We start from the raw sequence: 22,224 nt of genomic DNA, 5'->3' as shown, positions 1-22,224 counted from the left end.
TCGTCTGTGAGTAGTATCTGAAATAATTCATCGTATTATTCATCATTAGTGTGACTGTGAATCAAAGTGTCTTTCTAAAAAGCACACGGGTATAATTTGTATATTCCTCCCAGCTTACGCCTGCACTGAAGACATCCGCTTTTGTCTATTTGAGGATGTATCAAATTGGATTGCTCAGGATAGTTGCATATCTCTCAAAATTCAGGATAGAGTTAGGCATGAATTTTTTTAACAAATCCTTTTATTTTAAAGAGACTGATGCATACTGGTACGGTAGAATCACCATCCCCACTGTTGATGGTGTTGCTGTTCTGATTCAATATTTGCATAACAAATATCAGACCAACATCAGTCACGTTATTAAACATTACTCTGTTTTTCGCGATGACCAGTATCCGCAAGTCCAATTTCTTGAAACGGCAGGAGAGGACGATTTTTGCTGGATCAAACCTTACCTTGCCAAAGCGCACCGGCAGCCCGGCTCCTGGCGGCACGCTTTTTTGATTTGGATAGGCTCTCGGCATGCCCGATTTATGGCATATATTCGTGACAGTGGTAAAGAGTGCTTTTTGTATAGTGACTCTTTGGGGGGATATCCTGGCAATCTGGAAGTGCTGTATGAAAAAACAGGCATTCCTGTTTATGTCACGAGTTATCAAAGACAGACTGATGATTATTCCTGTGTGACAGATGCACTCGTGTTTTCCCGGGATATCACAGGCAAACGCCCTGAAACCGGTGAGTATATCATCCCAAACCTGGCCGAGGTTCTGGAAAGCAGAAAACAGGCGGTCATACAAACAGGGGTTTACCGCGTCCACTTACCTGAAATATTATTAAAATCGGCACAAAAATCCTCTTTTATTGCTGATAACCAGGGGGATTTATCAAAAATAATTTTTAAAGGTCAAAGTCTTGCAGAGTTTCGGGCACGTTATCACATTCAAGAAGATATAAACAGCACAAAGGGTACAACTATAAGCGCCATTCATGGATACCTGTTTGCAAAAGGTAAAAAATACGAACGGATTATGCAAATACAGTATTATCTGAATGAAATGGAATGGATCATACAACAGCCGTTGACCAGTGCACAAAAAAGGGAGTTTATTCTCAAAGCCAAAAGCATACTGCGGCAAAATGCAGAGGACAGGGATGCCATTCTGTTTGACGCTGCAACAGCCTTTGCCCAAACTGTGTCGCCATCCGTAAGTACGAGCATGCCAATTGCAACTCCTGAAGTGGTTTTGGAATCCGCTGCGTTCATTGAGATCGCTAAAGCAGCCAATTACCTGTGTTCCATGGAAGAAGATGCATTGCTTGTGCATCTGTCCAAAAAATACAATCTGGAACATGCTGAATGGGTATGTTACCTCAAAGAGTTTATTCTTTCTGTTCAGTCGTTGTTTGGTAAAGACATCAAACGATCCATTTCAAATATGGAGCAAGCATGGAAATTTGAAGATCAATTGATTGTGCATTCTATGGGGTTGGCCGCAATGGACTATTTGCTCACAAGACAATCACCGATGCTTCGAAATGCAACCCATTTTTTTTCCCGTCTTGTAGAAAAAGCAGCAAAACAGGCGCATAAAGATTTCCGGTTTGTGCATTTGCTACTTCAGCATCCTTGCTGGATTATCAGTTTGTGCAATAATAGGGAATTGTGTCATTTTGGAAACATGGATGCATGGTATGCAAAAAAAATACTGGATTGCTACCCAGAGCTGTTAAATCCCACAGAAAGGGACGTATTGATTTGGACAGCTGAATTCAAATCGTATCAATCTTTTTTTCCTGATCTGCTCGAGCCGGCTCCTGATACAACTGCAGTTCTTTCGTCATCCTCCTCCCAGTGTTTTTTTACGCCACCTCCTGATAGCAGCACAGATTGCATTTCATGTGCCCCAGTTGAGCAACTCATGAATGGCTGAAACAGGCTAGATGCAGCGCAGTTGCGCTATGAACATAAAAAAATCACCCTACCTTGATAGTACTCCCTGATTTTATGAGCCACTGAAGTTTTGCTTACCATTAATAAACATGTAATTAGGCAACGTCCTTAAAGTTTATTTAGCTTTCCCAGACCGAATCTGAGCACGGATAGTTCCATTCCCTCTCCCCAACCCTCATCCCGCGAAAAAGCATCTTCATAGGTCCGACCCGGGTAGATAGGCAACACATATTGAAAGGGTCAAAATCTCCCTTCTCCCTTGAGGGAGAAGGGAGACTTGCAAACCGGATAGGCAACACATATTGAAAAGGTCAAAAGCATCATCATACTCAAATTCCTTGCGCGAGAGAGGGGGCAGATCGAAATAATCTGAAAAATCCGTGCTCAGATTCGGTCTGGGAAAGCTAAAAAACTTTTGGGACGTTGCCTAATATCGCTCAAGAAAATATTTTCCATCTTGACCTAAATAATAGATCTGTCTTTGTTTTAAATAGACACTCACGTATACAACTCCAGCTCGAGCAATTTCCTTATGAAATGTTACAACCGATATTTTGTTGTGATCGAATTTATCCAAAGCATTTTTGAGTATGTCTAAGTCTAAATACTCACCAAAGGTAAACGAATTTTTATCTATGGACTTATCGATTGCTGCTGCGGGAAAATGGTACAGCATAGAAATCATTGAGAAGTTGCAAGAGAATTATAAACTCATTTTAGATAACTCCGAATACCCATTTTAGAGTTAGACTTGCACAAAAGCTTATTTTATTCCAGTTGGTGCCTCTCCCATACTGGCAAGCGTATCGATTTCCTCCTCCGTATTTTCTACGGTAATGTCAATCTCATATCTGTAATAAAATTGGCCAAAAAGCAGGTTTGATAAGATTAATGAGGGGAGTACTACTATGAGTGTGTGTTTTTTACCAAAAAGTGAAAAAAATTATAGTTCAGCGGGACATTTAAAAGTTGGCCTTTTACGACCTGGGGCTATATTTTTTACCATGACTGACAATGAGATTTTTTTAAATTTAATAGAGCAATTAGAAAAAATTGAAGGCCTTGATTTCTTTAAACCTGATTTTGAACATTGTTATATCAGAATTAAATCTGATTACTTGGGAAACCAACTCCTGATTAATAACATAATGTCTGCTTTGGATAAACTAACGAGCAGCATAGACAATAATGAAACCAGTAAGGAAATATCGTCTAAAATTATAACAACCATTGAACACTTAACGGGAATTCAGTACGCATTGAATAATGTAATCAATGACCATTCTGTTTCCCCGCCTTCCTATGCAGTCCTTGCCGAACCGGCAACGCCACTGGCTCTTGACGCTGCCCGAGAAGAAAATGCTCCACTTCAAAATTTAGCCGAACAATTTCCTCTACATTCGAGCAGCATGGATAATAATGAAACCAGTATAGAACTATCGTCTGAACCTATAACAACCATTGAACACTTAACAGGATTTGAGTACGCATTAATTAATGCAAGCAATGACCATTCTGTTTCCCAGCCTTCCTATGCAGTCCCTGCTGAACCAGGAACGCCGCTTGCTCTTGACCCTGCCCGTGAAAAAGCAGTATCGGAAGCCAGTCAGGCAGCTGCAAGTGCCATAATGCCAATGGCTGAACGGTCAGTTGCTGCTTCATCTGCAGCCAGTTCCTCCTCCCGTTCCGATTCTTCTGAAGAGAACTCTCCCTGGAAAATGATAAATACCATTCCCCAATCAGCAGAAAAAATAGAAGCGGATGATAAGGTGGCGCTTGCGTTTTTACAAGAAGGTTTTGAGATTTTGGCTAAAGGAGATGCTGCGACTTTTATGGCACCTTTCTTGGATAAAGATGAGGACATGATTTCGGTTGAAGCTAAAGATAATGAGGGACAGAGTCTGCTCCATTATGCTGTGTATAAGGGTCATTGCGAAACCACAAAATTATTGATTCGAGCGGGAGCCTCATTGTTTGAGAAAACGGCCAGTGGACTACAGCCGGTGCATATTGCTGTCTTGCAGGGCCATATAGATTGCATCAAAGTGTTGGCGCATCATGGCCAATTTGCGCGAGAGCAGCCTGTCGATATAAAAGTCGGTGATGAGGCGTTGTCGGTTAAATCGTTTCACCTGGCTGTTCTATGTGGCCAAATAAAGCTTATTGATGAGCTGCTCAAAATTGACCCCAAAGAGAATCTGCTTCGTAGAGGGGGGGAATTCAATGTGTTGCACTTGGCTGTTTATGCAAATAATCCAGCCATGTTGACCTTTCTTCTGAATCATCCAAAAGTAGAAAACAATAAAGATTTATACAACGGATATGACAGCAACGGGTACGCGCCCCTGCATCTCGCCATAAAACTCGGGCATCGTGATTGTTTCGACATATTGTTGCAATGTCCCTACGTGGATAAAAATCATTTGACCCTTAACGGTCTTCATCCTTTCCAGCTGGACTCATTGGAAGATCCTGAGCTTTCTGCATCTTTTGCTGGCTCCATCACCTCAGTTTCTTTTAAAAAAGAAGCGCCAATAGCTAAGATTTTAGCAACAGGAATTCTTCCATCCAATTTACTGAAAATGAAGTTAAGTGACATCGATCTACGAAAGAAAACCGGTGCAGAACTTTTGGCCCTGTTTCAGGCATTGCCGCAATGTCTGAAGGCGTTAATTTTGAAAAATAATTATCTCGGTTTTAAAACCGGCGCAGAGCTTCTGGATATGATTAAGATATTGCCCCAGGGGCTGCAATCATTTGTCTGGTCAAATAGTAGCCTCAGCAGGAAATCGGGTACAGAGCTACTGGCTATATTTCAAGCTTTGCCCCGAGGGCTGCAATCACTGGATTTAAGTCGTAATAACATTGGCAATAAATCCCATGAAGAATTTTTGGCCATGATTCAGGCCTTGCCAGAGGGATTGCTATCTCTGGGCTTGATGAGGATTGCTCTCGACAATAAAACCGGCGCAGAGCTGCTGGAGATAATGCGGGTATTGCCCCAGGGGTTGCAGTCGCTTGATTTGAGGGATAATGACCTTGATCAAAAAACCGATGAGGAGCTCATCGCTATACTTAAATTCTTCCGGGGAAGAGCGCTTAGTGAACTGAAACTTGATGACGATATTCTCTCTCGACCCGAGGTGAAAAGGATTTATGATGAGATTTTTGGAGCAGAGGCTCGTAACGCGCCCCTGCACGACTCGGCCTATTTGGGAACGGCGCCTGAAACAGAGGCTTTTAGCGCCTTGCACTCTGAGACCAGAACGGGCACATCCTCTGACCAAGGCGTCATTCGGTTTGCGGCTTCCTCAGGCACCTTCTTCAGACCAGAGACGCCCGAACCACTGGCTGCCTCACCAGGCCAGGTGCATCGCTGCGCCATTTGATGAAGCCATGCAGCGAGGTTGCCTGCAGGTATGGTCCTATCTCTTGTGCACAACTCACTGAAAAGCCATAATTGGTGCAGGTTGAGGAAACCATTCTGAAAAATGCTCACATAGCCATCTATGCTGCGCTTTTTCAGAATGGTTTTTGCTCAACCTGCCCGCAAATATGACTTTTCTCCAAGATTCAATATTTGTGACCAAGAGTCAGGGCTATCGTGCGGAGAAATTGAGTTCCCTATATGGAGATTTACCCATTTTTTTAATTCAAGCCCCCATTTATCAAGGCTTCTTAATAATTTCTTAATATTAAATATGTACCCTATAGCGCAACTATTGGTCGACTATTTTTTTGGATGTATTATGTTTAATGATGATAACAGCTCGGCAAGTTCCTCTGTAGATCAGGAACAGGTGATTCCTTTTATGATTCTCCCTCCTCTAAGTTCCATTATTCTTCCACCATTGGAACCCCGTGCAGAGCTACAAGCTAGTGATCTGCTTTTTCTTTCGTCAACATTTCAGAGCAGAGGTACTAAAAGAACAGAACGAAGTATACCTCCTGCCTTAATGGTTGAATTGACCACTATCAGTAAAATTCAACGTACTCTTTGGGGAAAACAACCAATACCCATAGAGTTAAAATTAATACAATTCAAAATAGACCCAAAGGACTACTCAAAATTTTATAATCAATTAAAAGATTTGGGCTATGAGCCAGAAGATATTAACAAGTTAATATTGAACCGCAGTAGAAAATTGACTCTTGAAAAATTGGTTGAAGAACATGATAACTTGATGGAACTTTGTCGTGAAGATAAATTGAATCATAAAGATTTGGCTAAAATTGGCGCTTGTAATGGTGGATGTAATAATCTCGATGCGTTTAAATTGTTCTATGGATCATTAAGATCATTGAGCTATTCAAAACAACAAATTGTTAATATAGCAGCTCATCATGGAGGCTCCAAAAATCTGGCTAGCGTAATAGCACATCATAATAAACTAACTTTGGAATGTAAGTATACTGTAGATCAGATTGTCAAAATTGTATCTCGTAATGGCGGGGCAAAGAATTTAGACGCCTTAAGTAAATACCACCATAAGTTGATTAGTGTTGGATTAAACAAAGAAGAAATAATTGGTATCGTCGATCGCTCAGGTGGTTCCAAAAGCTTAAAGGCGGTCGCGCAAAATTATACAAAACTCATCAATTTGGGTTATAAAAAGGATCAGGTACTTAATTGGGCTTCTAAACCTGGCTGCGACAAAGTGATTGAAGAAACCCTATCATTACACTCAGCCCCCACAAAAGGATACGGTTTTTTTGGGCGTATGTTATCGTCTTTATCCCGATCTGCTGCGGATCATCCCGATCAGGAACTATCAGCACCTGATGATGAGCCCTTAGCTCCGCTTTACAATAGCCCAAGCGCTTCCTTAACGTCTTAAACCCATAGAGTGTTTATCACTTTTTGAGATCTTTTTAATGGGGAGGTTGCCTACTATAATTCTTTAATCATCCAGTTTGTTTTGCATAACAGCGCGAGTTCCGAAACAAACCATATCTTGGTATGTTGGGCAAAAAGATGAGTCAAGAAAAGTAGGAAAAAATGGATTAGCATGACATGTTATTATTTTTACACATTGTTTATTTTATCAATCTTGTTTATTATAAAATTTTTTCTAATGATGTAGGTCGTGTCGTCACGAATTATAAAATCTGATATTCTTGCTGTTTTTATTTCCCCTATCCCTACGTCCCGCGGCTCGTCCGCGGGATCCAGCGATCTCGCTTGTTTTGGTGATGGTGGGTATATCACCAAAATTAATAGACAAGGATGTAAAATGTCAGAACCAGCGCATCATTGAGACACTGGGTAGAAAACGCTTTTATGCATCTTAAATAATGGCGTGGTATTGCGGCAAGATATGCTAAAAATACCCCCTCTTTTGTCGCAGCCGTTCAGATCCGGTGTATTGCATTATGGGCATCTATCTTGTGATGAAACTTCAGATAGCCTGGCGAGATCGCTTGGATCCCGCGGACGAGCCGCGGGACGTAGGCTTTGATGAGTTGGTTCGTGACGACACGGCCTAATCAAATTCAAATAATGGAATATTTTTAGGAAATAATAGTAATAATGATAATTGAAAATGCCATTTTGTTTCGTTACAAGAAAAAGGTTAAAACAGCTGAACCAGATACCGATTTATTATTTGATGTCATTTCACAGTATATTAAGGAAATGAATTGGATATATGAAGGCACTGCTGTCCAACAAGAAATTCACAAATTAAAGGAACAAAGAAAACTCAAAGTTAACTGTTTTATGCTAACTAATTTTTTTATTCACATGTCAACGCAAATTGGAGTTTCCAGTGATGATTGTTTTCAAGTGGTTATTCCTAATTTTGTTGGCACTACAAATAATCCCTATATTCAGGGAGACTACAAGCCTTTTAGTTCAACATATTGTGCTAACAGTGATGGGCTTTATGAGTTTGATGTTCATTGTATCGCAATGATTAACAATGCATGTTTTGACCTTCTGCTCCAGGTAAAATATCCTTTAGTTAATGATGGGGTGGATCTTTATTCCTCTCTGAGTTTAGCTATGAATGACGATAAACTGGATGATTTTAAACTTTTGCTACCCTTTTTATTAGATATCAATGAACAATCTCCCATAACTGGATGTACATTGTTACATCTGGCTTTAAGTGAAGAAAAATTTGAATTTGCTTTAGAATTATTGAAAAGCGGAGCACAAGATAATATTTTAGATAATTGTAAAACAACTGCATTAGATCTTCTAAATAACAAATTATATGAACCTTCTGTGTCATTAGAGATTTTAAGCAAAGCTAGAGAATATCAAGACTTTAAAATAGAGTTGCTTATAAAAAAGCAATTAGAAATACAAAGGCAAGCCGTAATAACCATCATGTCATTCTGGCGAAAAGGACATAACACAAACACATCAAATGCATCTTTAACACAAGAACTGAGAACTGAGCCAATATTTATGGGGGTTTGAGTTTAGTGCTACGAAAACGTAACCTAAGGAAGTGATGCACAAAAAATTAGAAATCGTTAAGGGTTGGGGTGCATCATCGTCTGAACAAAATCAGACGCCCTCAAAAATGATTGATAAAAGCGATTTGCACGATTGTTTTACTGTGACAGTCAAAAGGATCTGCAAATCATCGCTTGTGTAACCATTGACAGGATCTGGCAAGAGGTCTAGCGATTTATACTGAGGAGCCGGTATACCAAAGCCTGTCAATTTCACGATGACCTGTTGGATTGCAACAACCTGCAAATTAGAGGCTTAACTGCAGCGTATTAACTGGCTTGCAACGTGGTTGGGGGTAATCCTATTTTATTTAAAGCAGTGATTAAGGAGTCGTGTTCCCTCATTGCATATAAATCAAAAGGCTCTCGAATCGGAATACCCAGGGCTTCTTCAAACTCTCGTTGATTACCAGGAGTCAGAACAAGTTGAGGGGTATTATCCCCCAAATTGGAAGTAAATATTCCTGCAGCACTAATGGGGAGAAAATCTTCATAAATAATGGGTGTACATTCTAAAGATCCATCGGAGATCAACTCATTCACGGTTTTATTGGTTAGTGTTCCGGCATGCAGAATGCCTTTTTCAGTAGCATGATATTCCAGATAAACCAAGCCCTGGCTCATTAGTTCATGCAGTGAGTCGGGGAAGGCTAAAAATTGATCGTGCAGAACTTGATAATATTCTGCTGCATTGCTTCCATCAAGAGCGGGAATAATGTTGAAGCGCACCTGATTGAGAAGGTGCTCGTACAACGCCCTTCCTTTAGGCGTCAAAGCAATTCCTCTTTGTTCAATTTCGCCAAAACGCGCCTTATGAGTTCCTTTAACTTCACCTCCATCCTTTGTGGGAAAGTAAATCGCTTCTTCCAATGCTTTGAATGACGTTTGACGTAATAATATAGGGACATTTCGTTCGGGAGGCCCTTCAATTATCGCTTTTGGGTTAAGTCCTAGCTCATGCATTTTTTTTTGAATGGCAGTGATGTCCAGAGTACGGGGTGTGAGATGGTTGATATGGGGGCCTTTAAAACAAACGATGTCGGCTATTAAGGGATGTATTGTTTCCAGAATATGATGCTGTTCTAATGAGGTAGTCGCTTTATCATGCCAACGAAAAGTCTCTAAGGCTTCATGAACAAATTCTTGAGCCTGAATCCTTGATAATCCACCATTATCAGCATTGATCGCTATCAGTTCCCTGACTCTGGGGGTGAATATAGAGCGGGAAGCCAGGATGTTTTCTGCCATGAGACGGATTTTCGGATCGTCTATGAGTTCGATGCGTAACAGCGAAGTAAATACTCGAAATGGATTTTTCTTTAAATCAATGTCCGTTACCGGCCTGAACGCTGTTGCGTGAACGGGTATGCCTGCGATGGAAAGATCATAATAGCCGACCGGATACATGCCCATAACTGCAAATAATTCCCGCATGGTATGCAATTCTGCTGCTGTTCCCAGTCGAATAGCACCATGTCGTTCTTCGCTGATTCTTTCGAGATCATCATTCTTTTTTAATGCAGCAAGTAACTCAGGATGTGCTGCGAGTGTTGCCGTGTTGACCTCATCAACAATTTGCAACAAGGTTCCATATTGAGGAACCTCCTTTCGATACATGTCAGACATTGCTCTTGAAAAGAGAGTACGAATCACATGTTGTTCTACACGTTCCATGATTTATCCAAGAACATCCAGAGGCTCATCTCATTATTATAGTAGAAAAAATTTGGATAAATTTGTTAGTGAGCAGAGGGCGGCGAGGGGGGCGCCATTTATACTATGAAAAAGGCGTGATTTATGTTCACTGCTTGGGTTCTGTGAACACAATAACATTCTTGATTGAATTGCTTCACTACCTTAGATCATATTTATTCCTGGATTGACGGCTGAACATTTATGTGTCAATTTAAAAATGAAGGCCGCTTTTTCAAATCATAAATAATCTAAGGATGGATATTATGTCTCATAAGAAAAATCGTAGTCTTAAATTTGTGCAAGGATTAGGTTATGGCGTTTTAACAGGAGTCAGTGCCGTCGGAGTAGTTGTTTTTGCCACGGCTACTGTTGGTTTTTCCGTCACCATTATAGGTGTTCCAGTGGCCATTCTTTGTTTAGCTGCTACTGGGGGATGTGTTGCAGGAACGGTGTATTTTGGTTATAAAACCGGGGACAAATTCGTTCATGCCTTTGAATCAGAAGATCTCCAACCGAATTACGTTACAAACGCTGATATCAAGCATGTATCGGAACATTTTTCCCAAAATCAGATTCAGGAAAATAGACCTCAATTAATGAATCAGGCTGATATTACTGGCTCATCAAAGCCATTTTTTGCTCCAGGATCCAGGCAAAGTGCTTCGAATGCCCCTGTCATGGATACCGTTACCTCAAGCGTCTTTGAGGATGATGCAGTTGCAAAGGCTGGTATGTAATTTGAATGAACATCAGGGGGCTTTGTTATGAGCCCCCGCACTCGGATTCTGAATGTATTTTGACAATATCCCTGCCTGAATTTTTTGCTTTATATAATGCATCATCTGCTCTTAGAATAATCGATTCCAAGGTGTCATTTTTTTGAAATGATGTTACGCCGAAACTTACTGTAATATGGATGCCGTGAGAAAATTGATGAAGTTTAATGACCTGGCGGATGTGTTCAGCTAAAATTGCCGCTTGCTCCAAACTTGTTTTTGGAGTGACAATTAAAAACTCCTCTCCTCCCCATCGTGATACAATATCACTGCTTCTTGATGATTTTCTTAATAGATTGGCTAACTCAAGTAATATTAAATCCCCTACAATATGCCCAAAAGAGTCATTGATGGATTTAAAGAAATCGATATCAATTATGATCACCGAAAGATCGGTGTTGTAACGGTTGATTTGTTTCTTTTCGTATTCAAAAAGTTCCTTCACTTTATATCGATTATATAAACCGGTCAGTTGGTCAGTAACAGATAGTTTTTTTAAAGTTAATTTTTCCTGTTCCAATAATTGGTTCGCTCGCCTGAGCTCATCGGTTCGTTCCTGCACCTTTCGTTCCAATTCCAAATTTAAAGTTCTTAAGTCTTCGGTTTGTTGTTCTTTAACTTGTTCGTAGCTGTTAACGATAAAGTACAGGCAAATAATTGCAAAGCTACTCACCAATACATCAAGATGAGAATAGCCGATTAGGTTAATAAAAAAGACATCTCCTATGAAAATCGCGCTCATAATCGCCATCATCCAAAACAAACCTTGTTTTCTTCCTTTCAGGAACAGTGCAGTGGACATTAATAAAAAAAAGAATGACAAACGAAGAGTATAGGGAAAATTTAATAGATAAAGCGTTATTGCCATAATATAGGATTGCACTAAAACAAAAGTACATACCTGTTCAATGTGTTCTAAATGATGTTTTAAATAATAAAGGAAGTAAAATCCTGTAACTGAGTAACTCAGGGTAATCAGGCCAAGGAGAGTACTTTCGTAAAAACGCACCAAGCCCATAATCAAGCTGGCACAACATACTATAAAATAAATACGGTTTAAAAAATCATATTTATAGCGAATACTCTGAAATTCTTCCGGTATTTGTTGACTGGATAATCGAAATCTATGATAAAGTTTCTTCAAATTCATACCATCAATTAAGATTGATATATTGATTATACCTCATCTGAGGTTCATTTAAGTAGAAGAATTCGGAGTGATTTGAATTCACTCCGGCTGGCAACGGTTATATGATAAGAATGACCTCAAAATAGATTATCGTTGGAGCATTGAGGTCATCATAGAGTGTTCCGATATTTGTGTCACAATCTGAATCTACTGCCAGAAGGCATCATCCTGAACGACTGGCCTCCAATCTTCGTTCTCTGGAATACCATTTAATACTTGATGTGAAAAGAGACGCCTGGTTGTTTTATCAAAAAAGAGTTCATAGAGTTTAAACTCTTGAGAATGATTTTATTTTGATCTATGTGATTTTTTAATGCTGGCGCATCCTTGCAGGCAGTCAAGTTAGGCAGATCCTGATACAATTTGTTAGCAAGTGTTTTTAATACACTAGTGTATTGAAAATTTTTGATTTTTATTAAAGCACGTGTCTTATGAGTTCATTTTTAACGAAGTAGAAAAGTCATCATTTTGAAGACAGGCTTCTATTAATGCCTTTACAAAATCTACTTTTTCTACAGGATCTAAATCTGAATTAAGTATTTGCTTGGTCATTTGTTGAAATTTTTCTACCATGCTGGAATAAGTAGTATGAGGTTCCTCTTGCATAAACATTGAAGTTGACGGGTGTTTTAACGCCAGGTTCATGCCTTCAATCATGGATGAGATAATTAACTTGCGACTTGATGAGGAAAGAATTACATCGTCAGTACTTGAACTAACGCCAGTATTAGAATTCATACCACTCGAAATGGCGATTGCTTTGGCAGGCACATCATCTGCTTCCTCAGTGAGTTTGTGTTTTCTGGATCTTCCTGCTTCTGGAGCAGAGAAAAAAGCGGGAGGCAGATCACTACTGGAGACTTTAAAGCCCTTGGGGGTATTGCTATTGATAAAAGTGGGTTCTAACCAGTTAACCAGCCGATCCGGGTCGGGTACATGAGTACTAAGTGGGTTGTGGGCGCAATCATCGGATATGCTCTGGCCATCACGTATAAAAGGCTTATGGTCTTTTACTAAGAAGAACTTTTTGGTTTCTTCAAAAGATGAAAGAATTTTACCTGGATAAATGATAAAGTTGTAACCTAATTTTCCTGCTAACCACATTACAGCAGGGTTTTCCTCCGTCAAATAGTTTTCGGAGCGATGCCTCCAAACGTCCTGAGATATTGCTGTATCATCTCTATGTCTCATGACAAAGCTGTCTGCGTCAGTATCAATGGCTGCCTTGAGTCCATCGGTTGTCTTATAAAGTGGTACCATCTGTTTTATTTGATCTTCGGCATTGTCCCGGCTAATCCAGGTATGCCAGCGCACGATTTCAATGTTTTTGCCCATATCCAAGGCTAATTGATTAATTACAGAAATTTGTTCATCAACAGTTTTATTTCCATGAGTTGCATTAAACTCAGTACTGTTTATTCCCAGGGGGGTAAGGAATTGATCCAGATTCGCTTTAATGTATTCTTCGCCCATCATTAAAGCCTGATTTTTCAGTTCTTCTTCGCTTGCAGTTTCGGGAGGAAGCGAGCGCAGATTGTGCCAATATATTTCATCGGCTATTAAAAAGGTTGCTTTCCCTTTTGAGAGTGTTCCGTTGGGTTTATTCTGGTGCATATCGACAGCATACTGAACCATTGCACCTAGATATTTTCCTTCACATAGCTCATTTCCTCTAATGCTTAAGAGCACCAGATCTTTGGTGTCGGCTAGAGATGGAAAACGACATTTAGCTTTTCCGTTCGCTTTACCATCGAAAGTGACAGATGAAAATACACTGTCTTTTGGGCCTTTAACTTTAGACATTTTATATTCCTCTGTGTTATTCGTACCGCGTACATCAAGACACTCATTGTCAATGCATTCAATTTAGTTAAATCGAACAATTGGAGTCTTATTTGAACTGGATGCGCGTACTGGGTAAAGAATAACGTGTAGTTGTGTGCTGAACATATTGCATAGTATAAAGCATTTTGAAGAAAAAATAATCATTTTATTTTAAATCGAACTAATTAATCTGATAAAATACAGTTTTCTAATGGACTGTTCCATTAATATACTGATTTTGCTTTTAAAAAATTAATTGCCAGAGGTATTTATCTACTTTATGAGATTTGCAGGGTACATCCAATGTTGTTATTGAGAATATACGACAAGGATGTGCTCTCTAAGCTATAATATGAATACAGGCAGGAACTGGTTTTAATACAATGAACGACATGCACAGTATAATCGAAAAAAAAAATGAAGAGATACAACGGCTTACTCAATGCCTGGAAGAAGAACGTTTAAATTTTAAGAATGAATTACAGGCGGTTCAGGACTATTATGAGAGTATTCTCGCTTTTATGCCTGGACATGTGTACTGGCTGGACAGAAATAATGTCTTTTTGGGGTGTAATGATTTACAGGCTAAAAGTGCCTGTTTGAATTCAAGAAAAGACATTGTTGGAAAAACAAATTTTGATATGCCCTGGAAAGACCAGGCAGAAGAGCTCAACAGAATTAACAATTTGGTCATGGAAACAGGAGTACCTCATACAGCTGAGGAATATGCCATTATGGCTCAGGGTATGGCTATATACATTTCTCAGAAAGTTCCCTTACGCAATAAAAACAATGAAATTATTGGTGTGCTGGGTATTTCCCTGGATATTACGGATCGAAAAAAAATGGAGGTTGCCCTTCGACGCGCAAAAGAGGCCGCTGAAGTCGCAAATCAGGCTAAGACTGAATTTATTACCAACATGAGTCACGACATTCATACCCCGTTAAGTGGTATTGTCGGTATGTCCAAGTTATTGGAAGAGCAGGCAAAAGTACCAGAGCAAAGACAGTATGCGCGTTGGATTAATGAAAGCGGTGAACAATTATTAGGATTGCTTCAGAGTGTATTGGATATTGTCGCGGCAGATAATGTCACGGGAAATGATGTCCAGGTGGAGTTGTTTGATCTGTACAAAAACATTCAGGACATCGCTTATCTGCTTAAACCCACCGTCCAAATGAAGCAAATTCAATTGCGAATTGAGATGGACAAACAGGTGCCTCGCCGGGTGCTTACGGATGGATCAAAATTACATAAGGTACTCTTAAATTTATTGGGAAATGCAGTTAAATTTACCGAGCATGGTGTGGTTACTATTCGAGTAACGACTTTGGCTAACGAAAATGATTATGTTCAGCTTCGATTTAATGTAATTGATACTGGAATAGGTATTCCTCCTGAGCTGCAACTCCGAATTTTTGACCGATTTTTCCGAGCTGTTCCTTCTCATAAAGGCAGACAAGGCGGTTTTGGCGTCGGGCTGCATATTGCACAGAAATATATTGGCATGTTAGGTGGAGAAATTAAACTGGAAAGTGAACCTGGAAAAGGTTCCAATTTTTATTTTACTCTAACCATGAAAGTCGACAGCAGTGAACAACAATGGCTTAATCACGCTTCAAATATACCTGCATTACCTGATTCTCCGCTTATTCTTCTCGTAGAAGACAATATTCTCTCTCTGCGTCTCCTTGAAACAGTTGTGGAGCAAGCTGGATATCATTTTTATTCAGCAGTTGACGGTGAACATGCACTGGAGTTAATTGAAACGAATGATTTTGATTTAATTTTAACTGATTTGGGAATATCGGGTTTCTCTGGCAAAAACATTACTCAGATGATTCGTGAGTGGGAAAATACAATGCATAAAAAGCCTGTGCCTATTGTTGGCTTGATGCCCAATGAATCGAATGCAGAGGAAAAAGTGTATTTAGAGTATGGAATGAATAAAATTTTGAAAAAACCGATTCATTTAAAAGCCTTGCAGAATATAGTCGGTGAACTGGTTAACCCAGCGCCGGATGAGCATGAGGAAATTAATGCTCAAGCCAGGAATTGAACTGCGGACGTATTCGGCTGAGATTAACTTGAACCAGTTATCCGCAAGATACAACGAATAACGGTACCATTTTAAGAGAGCCAATGGGTAATCTGAGTCGGATAAGGATTCAGTATTTTGCTCTCATGTGTGTAACCTGTCGTAAAAAATCCAATGCCTGATAGCATAGAGGCTAATCCAAGGCTACCGACAACTATGCCTGCTGTACCGAAGGTTGCAGCATGGAGCATGGTAAACGCAAGGACAATAGCAACAACGCCTAGAGCCATCATAAATCCGGATACTACTTTATAGTCAATGTGTTCAAATACAGAGTCTAGCGTGTGCTCAATTTCTGTATTTGTAGTCCCTGGCGCACAAGAAGGGGGCTGATCACTGATTTCATCAGGATATCTTTTTACGGGAAGAAATCTACTACCGTTTACTCGCTCAGTTTTATTAGGGTACATTTTTTGTAGTGTATTAAAAAATCAACTGTTCCTAATCTTATATTCAAACCAGGAAATACGCATTATATAAAATCCTGATAACAGGTATTAATATTTTAAATGAACAATTAATGATCAGTTAATCCATTCAATTATATGATGAGTTGTCAATGCAGCAAGAGGAATACCATCATGCCAGACAACAACAGCATCACTAGCAGCAGTTCAAATTCGTCAATCGATTTTTCGCAAGATATTGAGTTGGCGGAATATCAGCCAGAGTCAGAACAAAGCACTGTGTTGTCTGGAATCCGGCAGCTTGGGGGTGAGGGCACTCGACGGTTTGTTATGCCTGTAGGGGCAGGGTTTCTTTCTGCCAATGCCATGTTTGAGTTATTTGTCACTGTATTGCAAGGATATCCCAATCTGGTTCCTCAAATGAAAAAGATATTGGCGGAGTATCAAATACCTGCTGTAGCGGCTACTTATGCTACTCTGGGTGCTCTTGATGCGGTAGGAGTCAGTGAAGTTAAAGAAACAAATCGTGTCGCTTTGTCTATTATGGAGGGTTTAGGCGCTACGACGTTTAGTCTCCCAATGACCATGGAGATATTGACCCGATTTATTCAATTAATCGAGGGACAACCTCGAAATTCAGATGTATTCATTCCCAATTGGTCCGCTGCCATAATTATTACGTTTTGTGGCATGCTGGGAGTGATCCAGTCCATGCAATCGGATTGTCTGAAAACGAATGCAGCAGATCCTGATAGTGAACAATCGACAATCAATGAAATAGTGACTCATCCATTCATGCTTACTGCTTCGGCAATAATGAAAACTGCAGCCAGCATCCACGGAGTCACTGTAGCGTTTATGGATTTGGCTCAAGTGGATACTCAGGCAGATTTGGAATATTACCTACGCTGGGGCATTACCTTGGCAGCCGGGGCGATTGGTGGATATGTACTGGGCAGACCTAATCCTGAAGAACGCTATGACGCCATTATTTTAAATCGTACTTTAACAGTAGCCCAACTTTTTACTTTATGCCTGGCTTTTGCTGGGACCTTTTATTTATCTCCTGATGCTGAAAAAACTTATGGAGACGTAGTAGAGGAACAAACTCTTTTATGGACTGCAATGATTCCAGTACTGGTCACTATGATTAATCTGTTTCAGTATCTTTGGGTGGTAAGTCCCTCTTTAATCAATAAATTTGAGAACGTTTTTAATCAATATCTTGAACCCGTTTTAACAGAACCTGAACAGAATGAGAACGAAGAGCTTGCATTATATTCAGAACACTCTATAAATTATGGTACAGGTGCATATGAAAAGGATTACAGTAGCTCAGACTCCCAATCTTCTTCATACAGTCTCGGGTTTGATTTGAATAGTTCAAGTGATTTAATTTCTTCAGCTGATGATGCATCTTCTGAATCTGATGAATATTCTTCAGATGATGTTTCGTCTGAACTCAACGAAGAGGAACAATCTGATTCTGATGCCCCATCAGAACCAGTGCAAGAAGTGAGGAATAGCGGGGGAGCGATAAGTTATGCTCGCTTAATTGGACTATCCAGTCCCATTTTAAGGGCAGTGCCAGCAGCAACGAAATCTGAAGACCCGACGAACTCAGACGTTGTTGAATCAGATCTAAGAATTAAGAATTAATCAACAGGAGAACAAGATGAACAGATTATTAATCGGGTTGTTTGCGCTGGCCACCGTACTTGTATCACCCTTTGCTCAGGCCCAATCGCCCACAACCCAGTCTAAAAAAGTCCCATTGAACTACATGTTTGTGCAAACAGGTCAATCCGGATCATTAATACCTATCACAGGAAAAGCTGGTTTTTATCAATTGAAACTTAAGAATACCGGTGAATACGTTCACTATTTTTCTGATAGACCAAATCGAGTTACAGGAGTATACCCTACAGCACAATTCGTTAATCAGTGGATAAGTAATAATAATCCCAATGGTTTTAATAAAGTGGCGCCCAATGCAGCCCTGAGTGCCCTGAATGTGCATTTACTGAAGAGCAACCAAGTCAACATCATAGTTCAGTTGTCTGAGCCTTCATATAACCCTAAAACGCGGACTATGACCTACATTGCTCAGATTTTACCTGGTGAAAACAATGTAATACCCATGAAACATCTGGATCAGGTTGCTTTGTTTATTGACAGTTACTGCGCCAGTTGTGTAGGTCAAGGATTCTAAATAACCTGACGGGTCAGAAGTTCTCAAAGAAGCAAACAGCGATGTTTGCTTCTCTTTTTTTATTCATCTTTTGAGTTATTAATTAACTGGATGAACTGTTGTAATTCACATACTGTACCGCCACACGCGGGTATAGTAACGGGCTCATTGTTGTAGGTAACCTGAACCGTATAATAATTGCTACCGCTTTCATAGAGCGAAAAATTGAGGTTTGAGGCATAGGGTGGTGGATTGTCTAATGGCGCACCTAAAAAGCTCAATGCTCCTGCAACAGTCGTATCATGGGCAGATAGTAAGACGTATTTGAGTTTTGAGCTCTGCTTACTGCCTGTCTCTAGAAACTTTGCTATGTTGGTCATTATTTTGGTGCTGTAGGCTTTGGCTACCTCTTTGGGCCGCTCCTGAGCCATAAATGCCCAATTACTGGCACTAATTATGGTTTCAAGATCCTCAGCACTTAATCCGGCAGGCATCGGTGCATTATGAATCTGGTGAATATACAGTGTATCTCCAAGTGGTTGCAGATCGTTTAATGATTTGATCGTGTATCCGGTTAATTGGCTCCAGAGTGGGTATTTATTTTTGAGTGCTTCATTTTTTTGTTGCCAATTTTTGTTGGAATAGACATATTGTTGCATGAGTTTTTCGTGTTCTTCACGGCTTAAACGCTGCAAAATGATCTCATCGTATTTCGATGGGGCACTAAAAATCGGAATGGGTTGAAAGCCATTAGGCAATGCGGGTGATGAAGATTCTGTGGTCTTTGGCCCGGTTCCCTGTGGGTAGAGACCTAATAGTAAGGATTGGGCGCTCATCAGAGTGCGCTCATAATCAGTAGAACGAACGTAAAGAGTTCCATATTCATAGTGTTCAGGCAACAGATGAGTTTGTTCGATGTATTTTTTTCTGAACGCTACACCCAGGTTGTATTCTTGTTGCATGCCTTTGGCGGTTAATTGACCTGGCCCTTCTGGCCATTGATGCGGAACAGTCGGCAAAAGAGTAATCGGTGTTCTATCACCATGACGAATAATATCGATTGCAAAAATAAGCGTATCTGCTGCAAATAAAACAGAGGGGACGCTAAACAGTAGTGCAAATGCTAAACGGATTGTATTGCCCATATAGAGTACTCCTTGATCTAATGATGTAGTGTTACTTTGATTATCCATGCCAGAGTGTGTTAACCATTTATCAATTAATTCTCAACGTCGCGGAACGTCGAACTTGGAATGGTCAACAGCCCCGGGATGTCTTCGGCCATAATGGCTATATCTTAGCCCTTCGCACTATGAAGAGTATTAAATTAAAAATCAAGGATTGAACCTTAATGAGGTAATTAAGTCGCTACACCCTGGTTTGGTTACGTTCGATGATTTTAGGATATCTGATTACTTGTGTTCCCAAAATGACAAAAAAACTATCTTGCTAGCGCGGGCATGACTGCGTACAGGACAAAAAAAATCTGTCTTGCCTAGGTGGGCATGACTGCGTATGGGACAAAAAAAACTGTCTTGCCCGCGCAGGCGGGCAACCATTTATCATTTGGCACTGCAGTACGTTGAGATAACTCGTTGATACACTCTTCAAATCATATCGTCTCGAACGCCAAAAGGAGGTGATATGGAGTGTTTCAGCGAGTTAAAAGAGAGTTTAAACCTGGCGTAGCTCTTTGGCATCGGTTTATTTTGATGAATGGTTGCCCGCCTACGCGGGCAAGACAGGTTGTTTGTCATGTACAAAGGAGGTGATATGGGGTGTTTCAGCGAGTTAAAAGAGAGTTTAAACCTGGCGTAGCTCTTTGGCATCGGTTTATTTTGATGAATGGTTGCCCGCCTGTGCGGGCAAGACTGATTTTTTTGTCATGTACCGAGTTAGTTTGGTTTGAACAGTTGACATTTACTTTGTACCCCCTAATATGGATGAGTGATAACGGAATGATGTACCAGGCGACATTGTCGGCAGACACATCTCACCATAAGGATTTGATGGATCGAATATGCATTTAAGTAGTGCCAACATTTATTCGTTTGTTTCTTTGCTTGTTTTGTTGTCGTTAAGCACTCTGATTCTTTTTCTTCTTAAGCCCCGTTTGGCAACTTCCAGTTGGATTGAGCTGGATAAGCGCATGCAGTCCTGGTGGATAATGATCATTTTGCTCATTATGGCTTTGGCAATTAATACCACTTTGATGTTGTGTTTTTTTGGTTTTGTCAGTTATCTCGCGCTAAAAGAATACATGACCATTATTCCAACGCGTAAGGTTGATCGGCGCATTATATTTATCGCTTATATTTCTATTCCCTTGCAATATTACTGGATTGCGATTCACTGGTATGGCATGTTTATAATTTTTATTCCCATTTTTATGTTCTTGCTGATGCCGATGCGCATGGTTACTTTAAAGCAGACCAAGGGTTTTTTAAAAGCATCTGGAACGATGCAGTGGGGCGTCATGATGACCGTATTTTGTTTGTCTCATATCGCCTATCTAGGGGTACTTCCTGATGATGAAGATTGGCAAAACAAGGGGATTAGCCTGATTGTATATCTTATCGTATTGACCCAGTTAAATGACATCAGTCAATACGTTTGGGGAAAGTCTCTGGGGAAGCGTAAAATTATTCCGGAAATCAGTCCGAATAAAACAGTGGCAGGTTTTTTAGGCGGTGTTTTTACCACTACTATTCTTGCGATGGCACTGGCACCATATCTAACTCCATTTAATTGGTATATGGCTTTGATTGCCGGGTTAATTATCTCGGTTTCGGGTTTTATTGGTGATTTGACAATGTCTGCTGTAAAGCGCGATCTGGGGCTCAAGGATACCGGTCAGTTACTTCCCGGACACGGAGGAATTCTGGATCGTATGGACAGTGTAATCTATACAGCGCCATTATTTTTTCATTTTATGAGGTATTTTTACTACTGATGAATACGGTACTGAGATTTATCTTTTACCAATTGTTTATTCGCCCTTTTATCTATGTGATTCTTGGATTGAATGTCTCACACAGGGAGCGCTTGCCGCTTCAGGGACCTGCTATTATCGTTGCGAATCATAATTCTCATCTCGACACCATGGTCTTAATGAGTTTGTTCCGCTGGAAATTACAGAACATAATGCAACCTGTTGCTGCTGCAGACTACTTTTTAAAAAAGCCAATTCTTTCGTGGTTTTCACAAAAAATTATTGGCATTATTCCAATACCCCGCAACAGTGGTAAAAATAAAATTGATCCGTTTCTTAAAGTTCAGGAAGCAATTAATGAACAAAAGATTATTATTTTTTATCCTGAAGGTTCACGAGGGGAACCTGAAAAAATGAGTGAGATAAAAAAAGGGATCGCTCATTTGCTTAGCGCAAATCCTGATATTCCAGTATACCCTATTTATATTTATGGCCTGGGTAAATCCTTACCCAAAGACGAGCGATTGCTGGTTCCATTTGTAATTGATGTCATCGTTGGTGAACCTTTTTTGGGAAGCCGTGTCGAATTTTCCCATATGGTTGATACCGTACGAAATTCATTTGATGCATTAAAATTGGAAATTCCGGAACGCGAATGGGAATAGTTTTTTAGCAGACGACATAGGGATATC

Annotated in this window: 16 protein-coding genes and 1 pseudogene; 11 read left to right on the top strand and 6 right to left on the bottom strand. The window is 40.1% G+C overall.

Annotated elements, in window-relative coordinates:
* The first annotated feature begins 218 nt into the window (after positions 1 to 218).
* Entirely contained in the window at positions 219 to 1,934 is a 1,716-nt protein-coding gene (locus G543_RS0112710; protein WP_028384859.1) for a hypothetical protein, read from the top strand.
* Between the two features lie 447 nt (positions 1,935 to 2,381).
* Here G543_RS0112710 and G543_RS0112705 read toward each other — a convergent pair whose 3' ends face one another.
* Positions 2,382 to 2,630, bottom strand: coding sequence for a DUF1398 family protein (locus G543_RS0112705; RefSeq protein ID WP_028384858.1), 249 nt, complete (start codon positions 2,628 to 2,630; stop codon positions 2,382 to 2,384).
* A 232-nt stretch (positions 2,631 to 2,862) separates the two neighbouring features.
* Between G543_RS0112705 and G543_RS0112700 the strand changes: the two genes are divergently transcribed.
* From G543_RS0112700 to G543_RS0112690, 4 genes and pseudogenes are all read left to right on the top strand, one after another.
* Positions 2,863 to 5,343 carry an ankyrin repeat domain-containing protein gene (locus tag G543_RS0112700; protein ID WP_028384857.1) on the top strand — a complete coding sequence of 827 codons (2,481 nt, stop codon included), beginning with the start codon at positions 2,863 to 2,865 and terminating at the stop codon, positions 5,341 to 5,343.
* A 360-nt stretch (positions 5,344 to 5,703) separates the two neighbouring features.
* Positions 5,704 to 6,792: a hypothetical protein gene (locus G543_RS0112695; protein ID WP_028384856.1), complete on the top strand. Its 1,089-nt coding sequence runs from the start codon at positions 5,704 to 5,706 to the stop codon at positions 6,790 to 6,792.
* A 416-nt stretch (positions 6,793 to 7,208) separates the two neighbouring features.
* A pseudogene (locus tag G543_RS18790) lies at positions 7,209 to 7,346 on the top strand (IS5/IS1182 family transposase); the annotation flags it as partial.
* Positions 7,347 to 7,484: 138 nt separating this feature from the next.
* Positions 7,485 to 8,381 carry an ankyrin repeat domain-containing protein gene (locus tag G543_RS0112690; RefSeq protein WP_028384855.1) on the top strand — a complete coding sequence of 299 codons (897 nt, stop codon included), beginning with the start codon at positions 7,485 to 7,487 and terminating at the stop codon, positions 8,379 to 8,381.
* A 308-nt stretch (positions 8,382 to 8,689) separates the two neighbouring features.
* Here G543_RS0112690 and hglS read toward each other — a convergent pair whose 3' ends face one another.
* Positions 8,690 to 10,093: a 2-oxoadipate dioxygenase/decarboxylase HglS gene (hglS, locus tag G543_RS17900; RefSeq protein WP_035922241.1), complete on the bottom strand. Its 1,404-nt coding sequence runs from the start codon at positions 10,091 to 10,093 to the stop codon at positions 8,690 to 8,692.
* A 284-nt stretch (positions 10,094 to 10,377) separates the two neighbouring features.
* Here hglS and G543_RS0112675 point away from each other — a divergent pair, with 284 nt between their 5' ends.
* Positions 10,378 to 10,851, top strand: a complete 474-nt coding sequence (locus G543_RS0112675; RefSeq protein WP_028384854.1) for a sensor domain-containing protein — start codon at positions 10,378 to 10,380, stop codon at positions 10,849 to 10,851.
* A gap of 25 nt (positions 10,852 to 10,876) precedes the next feature.
* On the opposite strand, the gene G543_RS18480 is transcribed toward G543_RS0112675, so the two are convergent.
* Together G543_RS18480 and G543_RS17890 are read right to left on the bottom strand one after the other, a co-directional pair.
* Entirely contained in the window at positions 10,877 to 12,040 is a 1,164-nt protein-coding gene (locus tag G543_RS18480; RefSeq protein ID WP_051190699.1) for a GGDEF domain-containing protein, read from the bottom strand.
* Between the two features lie 468 nt (positions 12,041 to 12,508).
* The gene (locus G543_RS17890; RefSeq protein WP_051190698.1) at positions 12,509 to 13,882 is read right to left on the bottom strand and encodes a hypothetical protein; all 1,374 of its coding nucleotides are present in this window, start codon (positions 13,880 to 13,882) and stop codon (positions 12,509 to 12,511) included.
* A gap of 413 nt (positions 13,883 to 14,295) precedes the next feature.
* On the opposite strand from G543_RS17890, the gene G543_RS17885 reads away from it, so the two are divergent.
* Positions 14,296 to 15,963, top strand: coding sequence for an ATP-binding protein (locus G543_RS17885; RefSeq protein ID WP_238584788.1), 1,668 nt, complete (start codon positions 14,296 to 14,298; stop codon positions 15,961 to 15,963).
* A 71-nt stretch (positions 15,964 to 16,034) separates the two neighbouring features.
* Here G543_RS17885 and G543_RS0112655 read toward each other — a convergent pair whose 3' ends face one another.
* Positions 16,035 to 16,412: an interferon alpha-inducible IFI6/IFI27 family protein gene (locus G543_RS0112655; RefSeq protein ID WP_028384853.1), complete on the bottom strand. Its 378-nt coding sequence runs from the start codon at positions 16,410 to 16,412 to the stop codon at positions 16,035 to 16,037.
* Between the two features lie 171 nt (positions 16,413 to 16,583).
* Between G543_RS0112655 and G543_RS0112650 the strand changes: the two genes are divergently transcribed.
* Positions 16,584 to 18,068, top strand: coding sequence for a hypothetical protein (locus G543_RS0112650; RefSeq protein WP_028384852.1), 1,485 nt, complete (start codon positions 16,584 to 16,586; stop codon positions 18,066 to 18,068).
* Positions 18,069 to 18,084: 16 nt separating this feature from the next.
* The gene (locus G543_RS0112645) at positions 18,085 to 18,621 is read left to right on the top strand and encodes a hypothetical protein (RefSeq protein WP_028384851.1); all 537 of its coding nucleotides are present in this window, start codon (positions 18,085 to 18,087) and stop codon (positions 18,619 to 18,621) included.
* 59 nt (positions 18,622 to 18,680) lie between these two features.
* Here the strand turns inward: G543_RS0112645 and G543_RS0112640 are convergent, their stop codons facing one another.
* Positions 18,681 to 19,745 (bottom strand): histidine phosphatase family protein, encoded by a 1,065-nt coding sequence (locus G543_RS0112640; RefSeq protein ID WP_028384850.1) that lies wholly within the window; start codon positions 19,743 to 19,745, stop codon positions 18,681 to 18,683.
* Between the two features lie 875 nt (positions 19,746 to 20,620).
* Between G543_RS0112640 and G543_RS0112630 the strand changes: the two genes are divergently transcribed.
* A complete protein-coding gene (locus G543_RS0112630) occupies positions 20,621 to 21,553 on the top strand; it encodes a phosphatidate cytidylyltransferase (protein ID WP_028384848.1) in 933 nt (310 codons plus the stop codon).
* On the top strand, positions 21,553 to 22,197 hold the full coding sequence (locus G543_RS0112625) for a lysophospholipid acyltransferase family protein (RefSeq protein ID WP_028384847.1): 645 nt from the start codon (positions 21,553 to 21,555) through the stop codon (positions 22,195 to 22,197). The genes G543_RS0112630 and G543_RS0112625 overlap by 1 nt, the downstream gene beginning before the upstream one ends.
* Positions 22,198 to 22,224 lie beyond the last annotated feature (27 nt).

It is taken from the genome of Legionella moravica DSM 19234, from assembly GCF_000423305.1.
In the GTDB taxonomy this organism is placed as follows: Bacteria; Pseudomonadota; Gammaproteobacteria; order Legionellales; family Legionellaceae; genus Legionella; species Legionella moravica.
This window is presented reverse-complemented; position numbering and strand designations above follow the sequence as displayed.